The organism is Variovorax davisae, assembly GCF_030316845.1.
GTDB classification, from domain to species: Bacteria; Pseudomonadota; Gammaproteobacteria; order Burkholderiales; family Burkholderiaceae_C; genus Variovorax; species Variovorax davisae.
Genome location: NZ_JASZYS010000002.1, coordinates 631,645 through 644,294, shown reverse-complemented (window position 1 = coordinate 644,294; position 12,650 = coordinate 631,645). Strand labels below are relative to the sequence as shown.

The following is a 12,650-nucleotide window of genomic DNA, read 5'->3' as shown; positions in this document are numbered from 1 at the left end:
GACCACGCTGCCGCCCTTGACGGCGACTTCCGAAGCCGAAACCGCGAGTTGATTGGCCTGGCGGGCGTTGTCGGCGTTCTGCTTGACGGTGGAGGTCAGCTCTTCCATCGAAGCAGCGGTTTCTTCCAGCGAGCTGGCCTGCTGCTCGGTGCGCGACGAGAGATCCTGGTTGCCGGTGGCGATCTGGCCCGAGGCCGTCGCGATCGTGTCGGTGCCGGTGCGGACTTCGCCGACGATCTTCACCAGGCTGTCGTTCATTTCCTTGAGCGCGTGCATCAGCTGGCCGGTCTCGTCCCTCGAGGCCACCCGGATGCGCGAGCTGATGTCGCCCGCGGCAACGGTCTCGGCCACCTTGACCGCTTCGCCGATCGGACGGGTGATCGATCGCGTGATGAACCAGGCGATGGCCGCGCCCAGCAGCACCGCCATCAGGCCGAGCCCCAGCATCAGGGCGCGTGCGCGCTGGTACTCGGCGGCCGCGGCGGCATTCGCCCCCTCGGCGCGCTGGGTCTGGTAGCGGATCATGTCGTCCACCGACGCCAGCGTGGCGCGCACCGCTGGCGCGAACTTCTTCATCAGGAGTTCGGTCGCTTCGAGGTTCTTGTTCTGCTGCGCCAGGTCGATCAACTGCACGCTCAGCGGCGAGGCCACCGCCAGCGTCTCGTCGATCCTGGCCAGGAAAGCCTTGCCTTCCGGTGTCACGACGATCTTGGCCAGCGCGGCCTTGGTCTCGGTGAACAGCTCGCGCGCCGCTGCGATCTTCTTCATCTGATCGCGCATCGCTGCCTCGTCGGTCAAAAGCACCAGTTCGGTCCCGAAGCCGGCGATGTCGCGGATCGAATCCAGCATCTTGTTGGCCAGCGCCACCTTGACGTTGTTGTCATGGACCATGCTGTCGAGGCGCGCCTGGATGCCGCCGAGGGAGGTCAGCGCCAGGGCGACGATGGCCGCCAGGAACAGCAGCACGACGGCGAAGCCCATGCTCAGGCGGGTGCCGATCTTCAGGTTGGAAAGCGCGTTCATGTGGGTGGCAACGAGGCGTCGTGGAGTGGGTGGAGGGGGTGGAGGGGTTTCAGAATTCGGTCCAGTCGCCCGCGGACGCGCTGGTCGTGGCCAATGCGGGCGCCGGCTTCGAACGGACCGGGGCCACGGCCGGCGCTGGCCTGGATGGCGCCCGGGTCGGCGCCGCGGCCGCGACAGGCATGCGGTCCGGCGCAGCAGCCGCTGCGGGCCCGCCGTCGTCGAGCTTGAAGGTGCCGACGATCTGCGACAGGTTGCCGGCCTGCTCCTGCAGCGATGCGGCCGCGGCTGCTGCTTCTTCCACCAGCGCCGCGTTCTGCTGCGTCACCTGGTCCATCTGCGTGATCGCCTGGTTGATCTGCTCGATCCCCGAGGTCTGCTCCTGGCTCGCCGCCGTGATCTCGCCCATGATGTCGGTCACCCGCTTCACGCTGCCCACGATCTCTTCCATCGTCTGGCCCGCCTCGGCCACCAGCGCGCTGCCCGCGCCCACCTTGCCCACCGAGTCGTCGATCAGGCCCTTGATCTCCTTGGCCGCCGCCGCCGAGCGCTGCGCCAGGCTGCGCACTTCCGACGCCACCACCGCGAAGCCCCGGCCCTGCTCGCCCGCCCGGGCGGCTTCCACCGCCGCGTTCAACGCCAGGATGTTGGTCTGGAAGGCGATCCCGTCGATCACGCCGATGATGTCGACGATCTTCTTCGACGACGCGTTGATCGACGCCATCGTGTCCACCACCTGGCTCACCACCTCGCCGCCCTTCACCGCCACCTCGGAGGCCGAGGCCGCGAGTTGATTGGCTTGGCGCGCGTTGTCCGCGTTCTGCTTGACGGTGGAGGTCAGCTCTTCCATCGAGGCGGCGGTTTCTTCCAGCGAGCTGGCCTGCTCCTCGGTGCGCGAGGACAGGTCCTGGTTGCCCACGGCGATCTGGCCCGAGGCGGTCACGATCGAATCGGTCGCGGTCTTGATGCGCCCGACCAGGTCGGTCAAGGTGTCTTCCATCTCGCCCATGCCGCGCAGCAGCCGGCCGAAGTCGCCACCGCGATCGGTCTCGAACTCCTGGCTGAGGTCGCCCGAGGCCACGGTGTCGGCGATCAGCAGCGCCTCGTCGATCGGCTGCACGATGCTGCGCGTCAGCAGCCAGGCCAGCACCGATCCGAGCGCCAGCGCGATCGCCGCCAGCACCATCAGGTTGACGCGGCCCGAGCGGTAGAGGGCATCGATCGCGTCGGCCGACTTGTCGATCTGCGCCTGCTCATGCGCCAGGATGCCGCGGATGCTGGCGTCGTAGCTGTCGAGCGTCGGCACCAGCTTCTCCCTGGCGATGCGCATCGCCTCGTCGCGCTGCCCCCCGGCCTTGAGCTTGAGCAGCATGGTGCGCAGCTCAACGTAGTCGGCGCGCTTCTTCTTGATGTCGGCGACCAGCGCGGTTTCCTCCGGCGTGTCCAGCAGTTCCTCGAGCTGCTTCTGCGTCTCGGAGATCGTGACGCTGATCCTGCTCATGCCCTTCTGCAGGTAGTCCTGCACCTGCGGGTCGTCGGAATTCAGCAGCGCATAGGTCCGCACGCTGTTGGTGCTGGTGCCCAGCAGCCAGCCCGCCGCCAGGCGCTCCTTGGCGAGCGAACGCTTCGCCATCTCGTGGGTCGCGTCGCCGACCGCCTGCAGCCGCAGCACGCCGATGCCGGCGATGGCGGCCACCAGGGCCAGGATCACGGCGAACCCGGCGCCCAAGCGCGTGCCGATCTTCCAGTCTTTCATTGCGTCTCCGATTTGCTTCTCTGTTTCGATGGCCGCTTCAGGCCGCCAGCTTCTCGATCAGCCCCATGTCGTCGCTCGACATCAGGCGGTCGATGTCGACCAGGATCAGCATCCGCTCCTCGAGCGTGCCCAGCCCGATCAGGTAGTCGGTGTCCAGCACCGCGCCCATCGCCGGCGCCGGCTTGATCTGCTCCGGTGTCAAGGTGATCACGTCCGACACGCTGTCGACCACCATCCCGACCACCCGGCCGCCGATGTTCAGCACGATCACCACCGTGAACTGGTCGTAGCTCGGCGTGCCGAGCGCGAACTTGATCCGCATGTCGATGATCGGAACGATGATCCCGCGCAGGTTCACCACGCCCTTGATGTAGTCCGGCGCGTTCGCGATCCGCGTCACGGCGTCGTAGCCGCGCAGCTCCTGCACCTTCTGGATGTCGATGCCGTATTCCTCGGCGCCCAGCGTGAAGGTGACGACCTCCAGGCGGTTCGCGTTCGCATTCGCGGCGGCAGCGCCGGCCGCATGGGATGGAAGGCTCGAGATCTCTGCCATGGGGTTCCTTGGAGTCGGATGGGAGGGTGGTTCGAATGGATATCGGCAGTCAGCCGAATTTCTGCATGATCCGAACCAGTTTTTGTCCGTATTGCGGATCGGTGGCGTAACCCGCGCGCTGCAGGCCGTGCGCGGCTTCGGTCGGATCGTCGGTCGCCAGCACGTTGGCGTAGCGCGGGTTGCGCGTCATGAAGCGCGCGTAGTCGGTGAAGGCCTCTTCATAGGAGCCGTAGGCCCTGAACTTGGCGCGGATGCGCTGCGGCTCGCCGTCCACGTACTCGGTGGTGGTGGTCTCGACCACCGGCCCCTGCCAGCTGCGGTCGGCCTTGATGCCGAACAGGTTGAAGCTCTGGGTACCGTCGTCGGCGCGGATCTCGCGCTTGCCCCAGCCCGACTCGAGGGCGGCCTGGGCCAGGATCAGCGGCGCCGGCACGCCGCTGGCGGCGCTCGCGGCCTGGGCCGAGGCGCCCATGCGGTTGACGAAGCTGTCGACATGGCCCTGCAGGTTCGCCACCGCGCCCGTCGCGCTGCCCGAGCGATCGTTGTTGACCTGGTAGGCGCTCAGGTCGACACGGCTGGAAGGCGCCGAGCCCAGCGGGATGCCCGCCTGCGGCGACAGCGGCATGGCGCCGCGCGGCGCCAGCGACAGGCCCGCGGGGTTCGGCTCGCGCTCGTCGCCGCCGGCAGCCGCCGAGCGCTGCAGCTGCGCCAGCATGGCCTCGGCCAGCCCCAGGCCCCGGCCGGAAAGGTTCTGCGCCAGCTGCTGGTCCAGCATCGAGGTGTAGATCTTCTCGTTCTGGCCGTCGAGCAGGCCGCTGGAAGGCGTCGCCTCGCGCATGCTCTTGAGCACCATGTTCATGAACATGGCCTCGAACTGCCGCGAGACTTGCTTGAGGCCCTCTTCGGGCGAGGTGCGCACGGTGCGCCGCAGGGCGTCGACGCCCTGGACGTCGAGCGCAAAGCGCTGGTCGAGCGCACCGGCGCGCTCGGCCCCTGTATTGGCTGCAGAAATCGCCATGCCGGGCCTCAGATGATCTCGAGCTCGGCGCGCAGGGCGCCGGCCGTCTTCATGGCCTGGAGGATGGACACCAGGTCCTGCGGGTTGGCGCCCAGCGTGTTGAGCCCCTTGACCACGTCGGCCAGCGAAGCGCCGCCGCGGATCATCTGCAGTGCGCCGCCCGGCTGGTTGATCGAGATCTCGGACGTTGCCGCGGTGACCGTGCGGCCGTTCGAGAACGGGCCGGGCTGGCTCACCAGCGGGTCGGTGTTGATGACCACCGACAGGCTGCCGTGCGCCACCGCGCAGTCGTTCACGCGCACCGCCTGGTTCATCACCACCGAACCGGTGCGGGCGTTGATCACGACCTTGGCCACGGCCTGTGTCGGCGTGATCTCCAGGCCCTCGAGCCGGGCCAGGAAGCCGACCCGGTCCTGCGCCGACTCGGGGGCGCGCACGCGGATCACGCGGCCGTCGACCGCTTCGGCCAGGCCGCCGCCGAATTGCCGGTTGATCGCCTCGACCGCGCGCTGGGCGGTGCCGAAATCCGAGCGCATGAGTTCGAGCGTGACGGCGCCCTCGCCGCCGACCGCGGCCTCGACCGCACGCTCGACCGTGCCGCCGGCCGGGATGCGCCCCGAGCTCAGCTGGTTGATCTGTACCTTGCTGCCGTTGGCCGAGGCGCCGGCGCCGCCGACCACCATGTTGCCCTGCGCGATGGCATACACCGCGCCGTCGGAGCCCTTGAGCGGCGTCATCAGCAGGGTGCCGCCGCGCAGGCTCTTGGCATTGCCCATCGAGGACACCGTGACGTCGATGGTCTGGCCGGGCCGCGCGAAGGCCGGCAGCTGCGCCGTGACCATCACGGCCGCCACGTTCTTGAGCTGCATGATGCCCACCTGCGGCACCGTGATGCCGAGCTGCTGCAGCATGTTGTTCAGGCTCTGGGTCGTGAACGGCGTCTGCATCGTCTGGTCGCCGGTGCCGTCGAGGCCCACCATGAGGCCGTAGCCGATCAGCGGGTTGTCGCGCACGCCCTGGATGCTGGCGAGCTCCTTGAGCCGCTCGGCATGGACGGGCACGGCCAACAGGAGCGCGCACGCCGCAGCGAGCGCTGCAAGGGGATTGGCGAAGCGGCGCGAAGCGCGCGGGAAGAAGAGGTTTTTCATGCTAGAACGGCATCACGTTCAGGAAGATTCGCTGCATCCAGCCCATCTGCTGGGCCTCGTCGATGTAGCCCTTGGCCGTGTACTCGATGCGCGCATCCGCCACCTGGGTCGACAGCACGGTGTTGTTGCCGGTCACGGTGCGCGGGTTCACCACGCCCGAGAAGCGAACGAACTCGGTGCCCTGGTTGATGCCCATCTGCTTCTCGCCGCTGACCAGCAGGTTGCCGTTGCCGAGCACGTCCACCACCGTGACCGTGATCACGCCGTTGAAGGTGTTGGCGGCGTTGGCGCCGCCCTTGGCGGTGAGCGCGTTCTTGCCGGAGAGCTTGGCGTCCTGGTCGTTGAGCAGGCCGCCGAGGAACTTCGGAATGGTCGCGAAGGCCGCGGAGGCGCTGCCGTCGCGGCTCGCGTTGGCGCCGGAGTTCTTGCTGGCGTTGATCTTTTCGCTGATGACGATGGTCAGGATGTCGCCGACGTTGCGCGGGCGGCGGTCCTCGAACAGCGCGACGCCGCGCGCGCTGTCCTGCCAGATCGCGCCGGTGGGCACGCGCGGCTGCACCGGGCTCATCGCATCGGCGCGCGCCGTCATCGGCTGGTGCACCAGCGGCTCGCGCGGCACCAGCGCGCAGCCCGAGGTCAGCGCGATGCCGAGCCCCGCCAGAAGAAGGCGCGTGGTCGCGATCACAGCTGGGCCAGCCTTTGCAGCATCTGGTCGGAGCTCTGGATCGCCTTGCTGTTGATCTCGTAGGCGCGCTGCGTCGCGATCATGTTGACCAGTTCCTCGACCACGTTGACATTCGAAGCCTCGGTGTAGCCCTGGCTCAGGATGCCGGCGCCGTCCAGGCCCGGGTTCAGCAGGTTCGGCGCGCCGGAGGAGTCGGTCTCGGTGTAGAGGTTCTCGCCCTTGCTCTCGAGGCCGGCCGGATTCAGGAAGGTCGCCAGCTGCAGCTGGCCGACCTGCACCGTGGCCGTGCTGCCGGCCTGGGTCACCGAGACGATGCCGTCGCGCCCGACCGTCATGCTGGTGGCGTTCTGCGGGATCGTGATCGGCGGCTGGATCGTGAAGCCGCTGGCGGTCACCAGCTGGCCATCGCGGTCGGTCTGGAACGAGCCGTCGCGCGTGTAGGAGGTGGTGCCGTCGGGCATCAGCACCTGGAAGAAGCCCGAACCGTTGATCGCGACATCCTTCGGGTTGTCGGTCTTCGTCATGTTGCCCTGGGCATGGATGCGTTCGGTGGCGACCACGTGCACGCCGGTGCCGACCTGCAGGCCCGAAGGCAGGCGGGTCTGGTCGGAGGTCTGGCCGCCGACCTGGCGCAGGTTCTGGTACATCAGGTCCTCGAACACGGCGCGGCTGCGCTTGAAGCCGGTGGTGCCGACGTTGGCGAGGTTGTTGGACACGACGTCGAGCTGCGTCTGCTGGGCTTCGAGGCCGGTCTTGGCGACGTAGAGGGAACGAATCATTGAATTACTCCTGCGAAGGGTTTGCGGCTCAGCCGTAGGCCAGCAGCTTGTTGGCCGACTGGGCGTTGGTGTCGGCGGTCTGGATCGACTTCATCTGCATCTCGAAGCTGCGGCCGTTGGCGATCATGGCCACCATGGCCTCGACCGGATTGACGTTGCTGCCCTCGACCATGCCGGCGGCGACCACCACGTTGGCGTCGGCCTCCGGCGCTCGCACGCCGTCGCGCATGCGAAACAGGCCGTCCTCGCCGCGCACCAGGTCGCGGCTGTCCGGATTGACCAGCTTCAGCTTGCCGACGTTGGCCACGCCGACGTTGGCGTCGCCCGCGCCGCGGGCGGCGATCGTTCCGTCGGAGGCGATCGTCACGATCGAGCCGGGCGGGATCACCAGTGCGCCGCCGTCGCCGACCACCGGCCGGGCGCCCATCGTGGTCACCTGGCCGTCGGCGCCGACCTGCAGGTTGCCGACCCGGGTGTAGGCCTCGCCGCCGCCCGGCGCCTGGACCACCAGCCAGCCCTCGCCGCGGACCGCGACGTCGAGCTCGCGGCCGGTCTCGGTCAGGGGCCCGTGCGAGAAGTCGGCGCCCGGCGTGGTCGCGGCGACGAAGGCCCGTGTCGGCGCCTCCTCGCCCACCACCGGCACCGCGCGGAAGGTGTTGATCTGCGCCCGGAAACCCGGGGTCGAGACGTTCGCCATGTTGTTGGCGACCGAGGCCTGCTGCTCCATGGCCTGCTTGGCGCCGCTCATGGCGACATACAACATTCGATCCACTGTGTGCTCCTGGTGTTGAAGGGCTGCTGCGTCTGCTCGGAACCCCGCGTCAGCGGATGTTCATCAGCGTCTGCATGACCTGGTCCTGCGTCTTCACGGTCTGCGCGTTGGCCTGGTAGTTGCGCTGCGCGACGATCAGGTTGACCAGCTCGGCGGTCAGGTCGACGTTGGAGGACTCCAGCGCGCCGGCGGCCAGCGAGCCCTGCTTGGTGCCTTCGCCCGGCGTGCTGGTGAGGGCCGCGCCCGAGGCCTGGGTCTCGGCGTACATGTTGTCGCCCTTGGGCTCGAGCCCGTTCGGGTTCGCGAACGAGGAAAGCACCACCTGGCCCAGGAGCTTGGACTGCTCGTTGGAGAACTTGCCGGTGATCGTGCCGTCCGGGTTGACCGAGAACGAGGTCAGCACGCCCGAGGTGTAGCCGTCCTGGCTCAGCTTGCTCATGCCGTTGGCGGTGCCGAACTGCGTGGTGCCCGAGAGGTCGATCTTGATGTTGACCGGCGACGATCCGTTCGCGAAGTTCATCGCCGGCAGGGTGATCGCGCCGCCCACCGGCGCCGTGAGGTTGCCGTTGGTGTCGAAGGTCATGCCGGGCGCGGCACCGGAGATCGGGGCGCCGGCGTTGAGCGCCACGCCGTCGGCCGTGGCGTAGACGTCCCATGCGTTGGCCGCGTTCTTCACGAAGTAGACCGACAGGTCGTGCGCGTTGCCGAGCGAGTCGTAGACCGGGCCGACGGCGTTGGAGTAGTTGAAGGTGGCCGAATCGGTCGCGTTGAACGGCGTCTTGGTCGGCACCGTGCTGCGCGCGTCGAGGTTGAACTCGGCGTCGACGCCGGTGGTCGCGTTCGGCGTCATGGCCTGGGTCGGGATCTGGATCGCCGACGGCGTGCCGCCATTGATGCCGCCGCTGGCATTGACGCCGTAGCCGGTCAGGCGCAGCCCGTTGGCGTTGACGATGTAACCGTCCTTGTCCTTGGTGAACTGGCCGTTGCGGGTGTACATGATCTCGCCGCTGGTGCTGGCCATGCGGAAGAAGCCGTCGCCGCTCAGGATCGCGACGTCCAGCGGACGGCTGCTGCTTTGCGTCACGCCCTGCGTGAAGTTCTGCACCACGCCCGACACCGAGGCGCCGAGCCCGATGCGCGAGCCGGCATAGATGTCCTGGAAGGTCGCGGCCGCCGACTTGAAGCCGATGGTGCCGGAGTTGGCGATGTTGTTGCCGATCACATCGAGGTTCGCGGCGGCCACGCCGAGCCCGCTGACGCCCTGGGAAAAGCTCATGATGAATCCTTGTTTCGAAGCAATGAAGAAAAGAAGCGCGCTGCGCCTCAGAGGAACATGCGCACGTCGGACAGCGCGATGCTCTGGCCCGATGCCAGTTCGAGCGTGACGCCGCTCGTGCCCTGCTTGACCGCCGCGACCTGCGCGAAGGTCAGTGCCGTGGCTTCCACGGCCGTGCCGCTGTTGCTGGCGGCCACGGTGAACTTGTAGCTGCCCGCGGGCACCACGTTGCCGGCGTCGTCCTTGCCGTCCCAGGTGACGGCGTTGACGCCTTCGGTCATGCCGCCGGCCTCGATCGTGCGCACGGTCTTGCCCGAGGCGTCGACGATCTTGATCTCGACATCGGCGGCCGTGCCGGGCAGCTGCACCGCGAAGGCCTGGATCGCCGGGTCCTTGCCCTCTTCCGGATCCTTGGTCGCGATCGTGTTGCCGGGCGACAGCACGTTGTAGCCAATCAGCGAGGCCGCCTGCAGCACCTGGTTGGAGCCGGTCTGGCTCACCAGGCCCGACAGCGTGCTGTTGAGCTTCTCGATGCCGCTCACCGTGCTCATCTGCGCCAGCTGCGAGGTCAGCTCGGCGTTCTCCATCGGATTGAGCGGGTCCTGGTTGTTGAGCTGCGTCACCAGCAGCTTCAGGAAGCGCTGCTCGCTGTCGGAGTTGGAAACGCTGGCGGTGCTGGCCGCTGCGCTGGCCGCATTGGCGCCGGAGATCGAGGTGGTGTCGGTGATGGCCATGGGATCTTTCTGCTGTGTTGTTACTGGCCGATGGTCAATGTCTTGACCATCAGCGTCTTGGCGGTGTTGAGGACCTCGACATTGGCCTGGTAGCTGCGCGAGGCCGAGATCATGTTGGTCATCTCCTCGACCACGTTGACGTTCGGCATCGCGACATAGCCATCGGCGTTGGCATGCGGGTTCTTGGGGTCGAAGACCATCTTGGCGGGCGCGGAGTCCTCGATCACGCCGGCGACCTTGACGCCGCCGATGTCCTGCTGGCCCGAGGCCGCGACCTCGAACACCACCTGCTTGGCGCGGTAGGGCTGGCCATCGGGGCCGGCCACGCTCTCGGCGTTGGCCAGGTTGCTCGCGGTCACGTTCATGCGCTGCGATTGCGCGGCCATGGCGGAACCCGCCACGTTGAAGATGTTCATGGAAGCGCTGGGAAGCGGCATTTCGTTCTTTCGTCTGGCGGCCGCTTACGGCTGCACGGCCGACAACAGCGACTTGATCTTGGCGTTGATCACCGTCAGGTTCGACTCGTAGCGCAGCGCGTTGTCGGCGAAGTTGATGCGCTCGGCATCCATCTCGACCGTGTTGCCGTCGATGCTCGACTGGCTCGGCACGCGGTAGAGCAGGTCCTGGTCGGGCATCGTCTTCGACTCGCCGGCCAGGTGGCGCGACGAGGTGGTGGCGAGCGCGAAGGACTGCGACTGCCGGCCCTGCTCCACCGCCTGGGTCAGGCGGCTGGCGAAGTCGAAGTCGCGCGCCTTGTAGTTCGGCGTGTCGGCGTGGGCGATATTGGCCGCCAGCACTTCCTGGCGCTGGGCCCGGAGATTGAGGGCTTCGCGGTTGAAGGCGAGTGCCGCATCGAGCTTGTCGATCATGGGGTTCCATCGGTTGACGTCGCGTCCGCACAGACGGCATGGCGACAGATGGAAAGCGAGTCTATGCATGCATCGCGTTCGCAATGGGCTGAACAAAGGGGCATTTCGCCAGCACTTCGCGACTTCGCGGCGCGGGGTCGATTCCTAGAATCTCCTGGCGCCGGTGTCCGTCCCCTTCCTGTCTTCCACCTGCGCTTGGCCGATCACCCCCATGCACCACCGCCCCTCCAGCATCCGCTCGCTGCGCATCGCGCTCCCCTTCCTGGTGGCCGTGGCGGGCGCCGCCGGCGCCGCGGCACAGCCGCTGCCCGAAGCGGCGCGCGCCGCGATCGAAGGCCTGCTGCAAAGGCAATCCGCCGGCCTGCCCGGCAAGCTCAGCTTCACCACCAAGGCCACCGCCACGCTGCCGCCCTGCGACGACTACGAGGCCTTCCTGCCCAACGGCGCGCCCCCCCGCGGCCGGGTCTCCATCGGCCTGCGCTGCCGCGGCGACAAGCCCTGGACCCGCTTCGTGCCGGCCCAGGTCGCCGTCGAGGGCCGCTATTACGTGGCGGCGCGCGCGATCGAGGCCGGCCAGACCCTGGGCGAGGCCGACGTCGCCGAGCGCAGCGGCGATCTCGGCGACCTGCCGCGCTCGGTGGTCACGGAGGCCTCGGCGCTGCAGGGCGTGGTGGCCACCAACCGGATCGCCGCCGGCGCGCCGCTGCGCAAGGAGTCGATGCGCGGCGTGGTCGCGATCCAGCAGGGCCAGACCGTGCAGCTGGTCGCGCAGGGCCCCGGATTCACGATCAGCACCGAGGGCAAGGCCCTGACCCGGGCCGAGGTCGGCGCCACCGTCCAGGCCAAGACCCGCGACGGCCGCCTGCTCACCGGCGTGGCGACCGAAGGCGGCCAGATCCGGCTGAGCCAATGAATGTGGCCCCCACGCTCCCCCACTGCGTGTGGGTCGCTGCCCCCCGAGGGGGCCGCAGGCCGCCTTGGGGCGGCCCGGCGCCGGCCTGGCCCCCACGCTCCCCCACTGCGTGTGGGTCGCTGCCCCCCGAGGGGGCCGCAGGCCGCCTTGGGGCGGCCCGGCGCCGGCCTGGCCCCCACGCTCCCCCACTGCGTGTGGGTCGCTGCCCCCCGAGGGGGCCGCAGGCCGCCTTGGGGCGGCCCGGCGCCGGCCTGGGCCCACATGGTTTTCCAGCTAGGGCGCCGCCCGCAATTTGTGCAAACTCCGACCTAAAGTTCTGGCTGCCTGCGCCGATATACGGGTCAGCCCTTTGAGGAACCATCTTGAAAATCGATCCATCCGGCCTCCCGGCCACGCCCCTGAGCCGCCCGACCAAGGCGGGAGCCGCCGCTGGCAGCGGTGTCGATGGCGCTGCGGCGCCTGCCACGGACGGTGCCCAGGCCATGGGCCAGGTCCGCACCCTTCCCGGCACGTCCGGCGGCGACTTCGATGCCGCCCGGGTCGCGGCGATCCGCGAGGACATCCGCGCCGGCCGCTACGAAGTCCACCCCGATCGCATCGCCAGCGGCCTGCTGGCCAGCGTGCGCGACCTGCTCGATCCGGAAGCCCAGCCATGAACACGATGCTGCTCTACCTGCATGCCGAGAAGACCTGCGTCGAGGAATTCCTCGCCCTGCTCGACCGCGAAGAACAAGCCATGGGCAATGCCCGCTTCAGCGAGCTGACGGCGATCACCGACGAGAAGATCGCCTTGCTGGACCGGATGGCCACCCTGGACCGCCAGCGCGAGACCGCGCAGGTCGCGCTGGGCTTCGAACCCGGCCCCGCCGGTGCCGAAGCCGCCGCGGCGGCCGCCGGCGATGCCACGCGCCAGGCCTGGACCGCCCTGCTGGCACTGGCCGAGGACGCCAAGGCGCGCAACATGCACAACGGCTCGCTGGTCCACACGCACCTCGACTTCACCCAGCGCGCGCTGCACTTCCTGCAATCGAGCGTGCAGCTGTTCTACGGCCCCGACGGGGTGCGCAAGACGGCCGGCGGCCGCAACCGCCTGGCCCTGGGCTGAACCCGGTCGGCGCCCCCTGCGG

15 protein-coding genes are annotated in these 12,650 nt (G+C 68.6%); 3 read left to right on the top strand and 12 right to left on the bottom strand.

The genetic code is table 11. The features are described 5' to 3' along the window. From QTI33_RS07345 to flgB, 12 genes are all read right to left on the bottom strand, one after another. The coding region (locus QTI33_RS07345) for a methyl-accepting chemotaxis protein (RefSeq protein WP_286505126.1) at positions 1-1,023 on the bottom strand (1,023 nt) is incomplete at its 3' end. A gap of 49 nt (positions 1,024-1,072) precedes the next feature. Continuing rightward, on the bottom strand, positions 1,073-2,776 hold the full coding sequence (locus QTI33_RS07340; RefSeq protein ID WP_286505125.1) for a methyl-accepting chemotaxis protein: 1,704 nt from the start codon (positions 2,774-2,776) through the stop codon (positions 1,073-1,075). 37 nt (positions 2,777-2,813) lie between these two features. After that, positions 2,814-3,329: a chemotaxis protein CheW gene (locus QTI33_RS07335; RefSeq protein WP_286505124.1), complete on the bottom strand. Its 516-nt coding sequence runs from the start codon at positions 3,327-3,329 to the stop codon at positions 2,814-2,816. A gap of 49 nt (positions 3,330-3,378) precedes the next feature. Continuing rightward, positions 3,379-4,347, bottom strand: coding sequence for a flagellar assembly peptidoglycan hydrolase FlgJ (flgJ, locus tag QTI33_RS07330; protein WP_286505123.1), 969 nt, complete (start codon positions 4,345-4,347; stop codon positions 3,379-3,381). An 8-nt stretch (positions 4,348-4,355) separates the two neighbouring features. Then, positions 4,356-5,495 carry a flagellar basal body P-ring protein FlgI gene (locus QTI33_RS07325; protein WP_286505122.1) on the bottom strand — a complete coding sequence of 380 codons (1,140 nt, stop codon included), beginning with the start codon at positions 5,493-5,495 and terminating at the stop codon, positions 4,356-4,358. Between the two features lies 1 nt (position 5,496). Next, positions 5,497-6,180 (bottom strand): flagellar basal body L-ring protein FlgH, encoded by a 684-nt coding sequence (locus QTI33_RS07320; RefSeq protein ID WP_286505121.1) that lies wholly within the window; start codon positions 6,178-6,180, stop codon positions 5,497-5,499. After that, entirely contained in the window at positions 6,177-6,959 is a 783-nt protein-coding gene (gene flgG / locus QTI33_RS07315) for a flagellar basal-body rod protein FlgG (RefSeq protein ID WP_286505120.1), read from the bottom strand. Before flgG ends, QTI33_RS07320 begins: the two co-directional genes overlap by 4 nt. 28 nt (positions 6,960-6,987) lie before the next feature. Further along, positions 6,988-7,731, bottom strand: coding sequence for a flagellar basal body rod protein FlgF (locus QTI33_RS07310; protein WP_286505119.1), 744 nt, complete (start codon positions 7,729-7,731; stop codon positions 6,988-6,990). 49 nt (positions 7,732-7,780) lie between these two features. After that, entirely contained in the window at positions 7,781-9,007 is a 1,227-nt protein-coding gene (flgE, locus tag QTI33_RS07305; RefSeq protein WP_286505118.1) for a flagellar hook protein FlgE, read from the bottom strand. Between the two features lie 47 nt (positions 9,008-9,054). Further along, positions 9,055-9,741 carry a flagellar hook assembly protein FlgD gene (locus QTI33_RS07300; protein WP_286505117.1) on the bottom strand — a complete coding sequence of 229 codons (687 nt, stop codon included), beginning with the start codon at positions 9,739-9,741 and terminating at the stop codon, positions 9,055-9,057. A gap of 20 nt (positions 9,742-9,761) precedes the next feature. Next, positions 9,762-10,157, bottom strand: coding sequence for a flagellar basal body rod protein FlgC (gene flgC, locus QTI33_RS07295; protein WP_286505145.1), 396 nt, complete (start codon positions 10,155-10,157; stop codon positions 9,762-9,764). 45 nt (positions 10,158-10,202) lie between these two features. Next, positions 10,203-10,610, bottom strand: a complete 408-nt coding sequence (gene flgB, locus QTI33_RS07290; RefSeq protein ID WP_286505116.1) for a flagellar basal body rod protein FlgB — start codon at positions 10,608-10,610, stop codon at positions 10,203-10,205. A gap of 211 nt (positions 10,611-10,821) precedes the next feature. On the opposite strand from flgB, the gene flgA reads away from it, so the two are divergent. The 3 genes from flgA (at position 10,822) to QTI33_RS07275 (ending at position 12,628) form a co-directional block, all read left to right on the top strand. Beyond that, on the top strand, positions 10,822-11,523 hold the full coding sequence (gene flgA / locus QTI33_RS07285; protein ID WP_286505115.1) for a flagellar basal body P-ring formation chaperone FlgA: 702 nt from the start codon (positions 10,822-10,824) through the stop codon (positions 11,521-11,523). A gap of 362 nt (positions 11,524-11,885) precedes the next feature. Continuing rightward, positions 11,886-12,179, top strand: coding sequence for a flagellar biosynthesis anti-sigma factor FlgM (gene flgM, locus QTI33_RS07280; RefSeq protein ID WP_286505114.1), 294 nt, complete (start codon positions 11,886-11,888; stop codon positions 12,177-12,179). Next, positions 12,176-12,628, top strand: coding sequence for a flagella synthesis protein FlgN (locus QTI33_RS07275; RefSeq protein ID WP_286505113.1), 453 nt, complete (start codon positions 12,176-12,178; stop codon positions 12,626-12,628). The genes flgM and QTI33_RS07275 overlap by 4 nt, the downstream gene beginning before the upstream one ends. Positions 12,629-12,650: the final 22 nt, after the last annotated feature.

What these genes read in the sequence shown, in the direction of transcription:
- flgA (WP_286505115.1), top strand. Translation starts at nt 10,822, where the DNA reads ATGCACCACCGCCCCTCCAGCATCCGCTCGCTGCGCATCGCGCTCCCC.
- flgB (WP_286505116.1), bottom strand. Translation starts at nt 10,610, where the DNA reads ATGATCGACAAGCTCGATGCGGCACTCGCCTTCAACCGCGAAGCCCTC.
- QTI33_RS07300 (WP_286505117.1), bottom strand. Translation starts at nt 9,741, where the DNA reads ATGGCCATCACCGACACCACCTCGATCTCCGGCGCCAATGCGGCCAGC.
- flgC (WP_286505145.1), bottom strand. Translation starts at nt 10,157, where the DNA reads ATGAACATCTTCAACGTGGCGGGTTCCGCCATGGCCGCGCAATCGCAG.
- flgE (WP_286505118.1), bottom strand. Translation starts at nt 9,007, where the DNA reads ATGAGCTTTTCCCAGGGCGTCAGCGGGCTCGGCGTGGCCGCCGCGAAC.
- QTI33_RS07335 (WP_286505124.1), bottom strand. Translation starts at nt 3,329, where the DNA reads ATGGCAGAGATCTCGAGCCTTCCATCCCATGCGGCCGGCGCTGCCGCC.
- QTI33_RS07325 (WP_286505122.1), bottom strand. Translation starts at nt 5,495, where the DNA reads ATGAAAAACCTCTTCTTCCCGCGCGCTTCGCGCCGCTTCGCCAATCCC.
- QTI33_RS07340 (WP_286505125.1), bottom strand. Translation starts at nt 2,776, where the DNA reads ATGAAAGACTGGAAGATCGGCACGCGCTTGGGCGCCGGGTTCGCCGTG.
- flgG (WP_286505120.1), bottom strand. Translation starts at nt 6,959, where the DNA reads ATGATTCGTTCCCTCTACGTCGCCAAGACCGGCCTCGAAGCCCAGCAG.
- QTI33_RS07275 (WP_286505113.1), top strand. Translation starts at nt 12,176, where the DNA reads ATGAACACGATGCTGCTCTACCTGCATGCCGAGAAGACCTGCGTCGAG.
- flgJ (WP_286505123.1), bottom strand. Translation starts at nt 4,347, where the DNA reads ATGGCGATTTCTGCAGCCAATACAGGGGCCGAGCGCGCCGGTGCGCTC.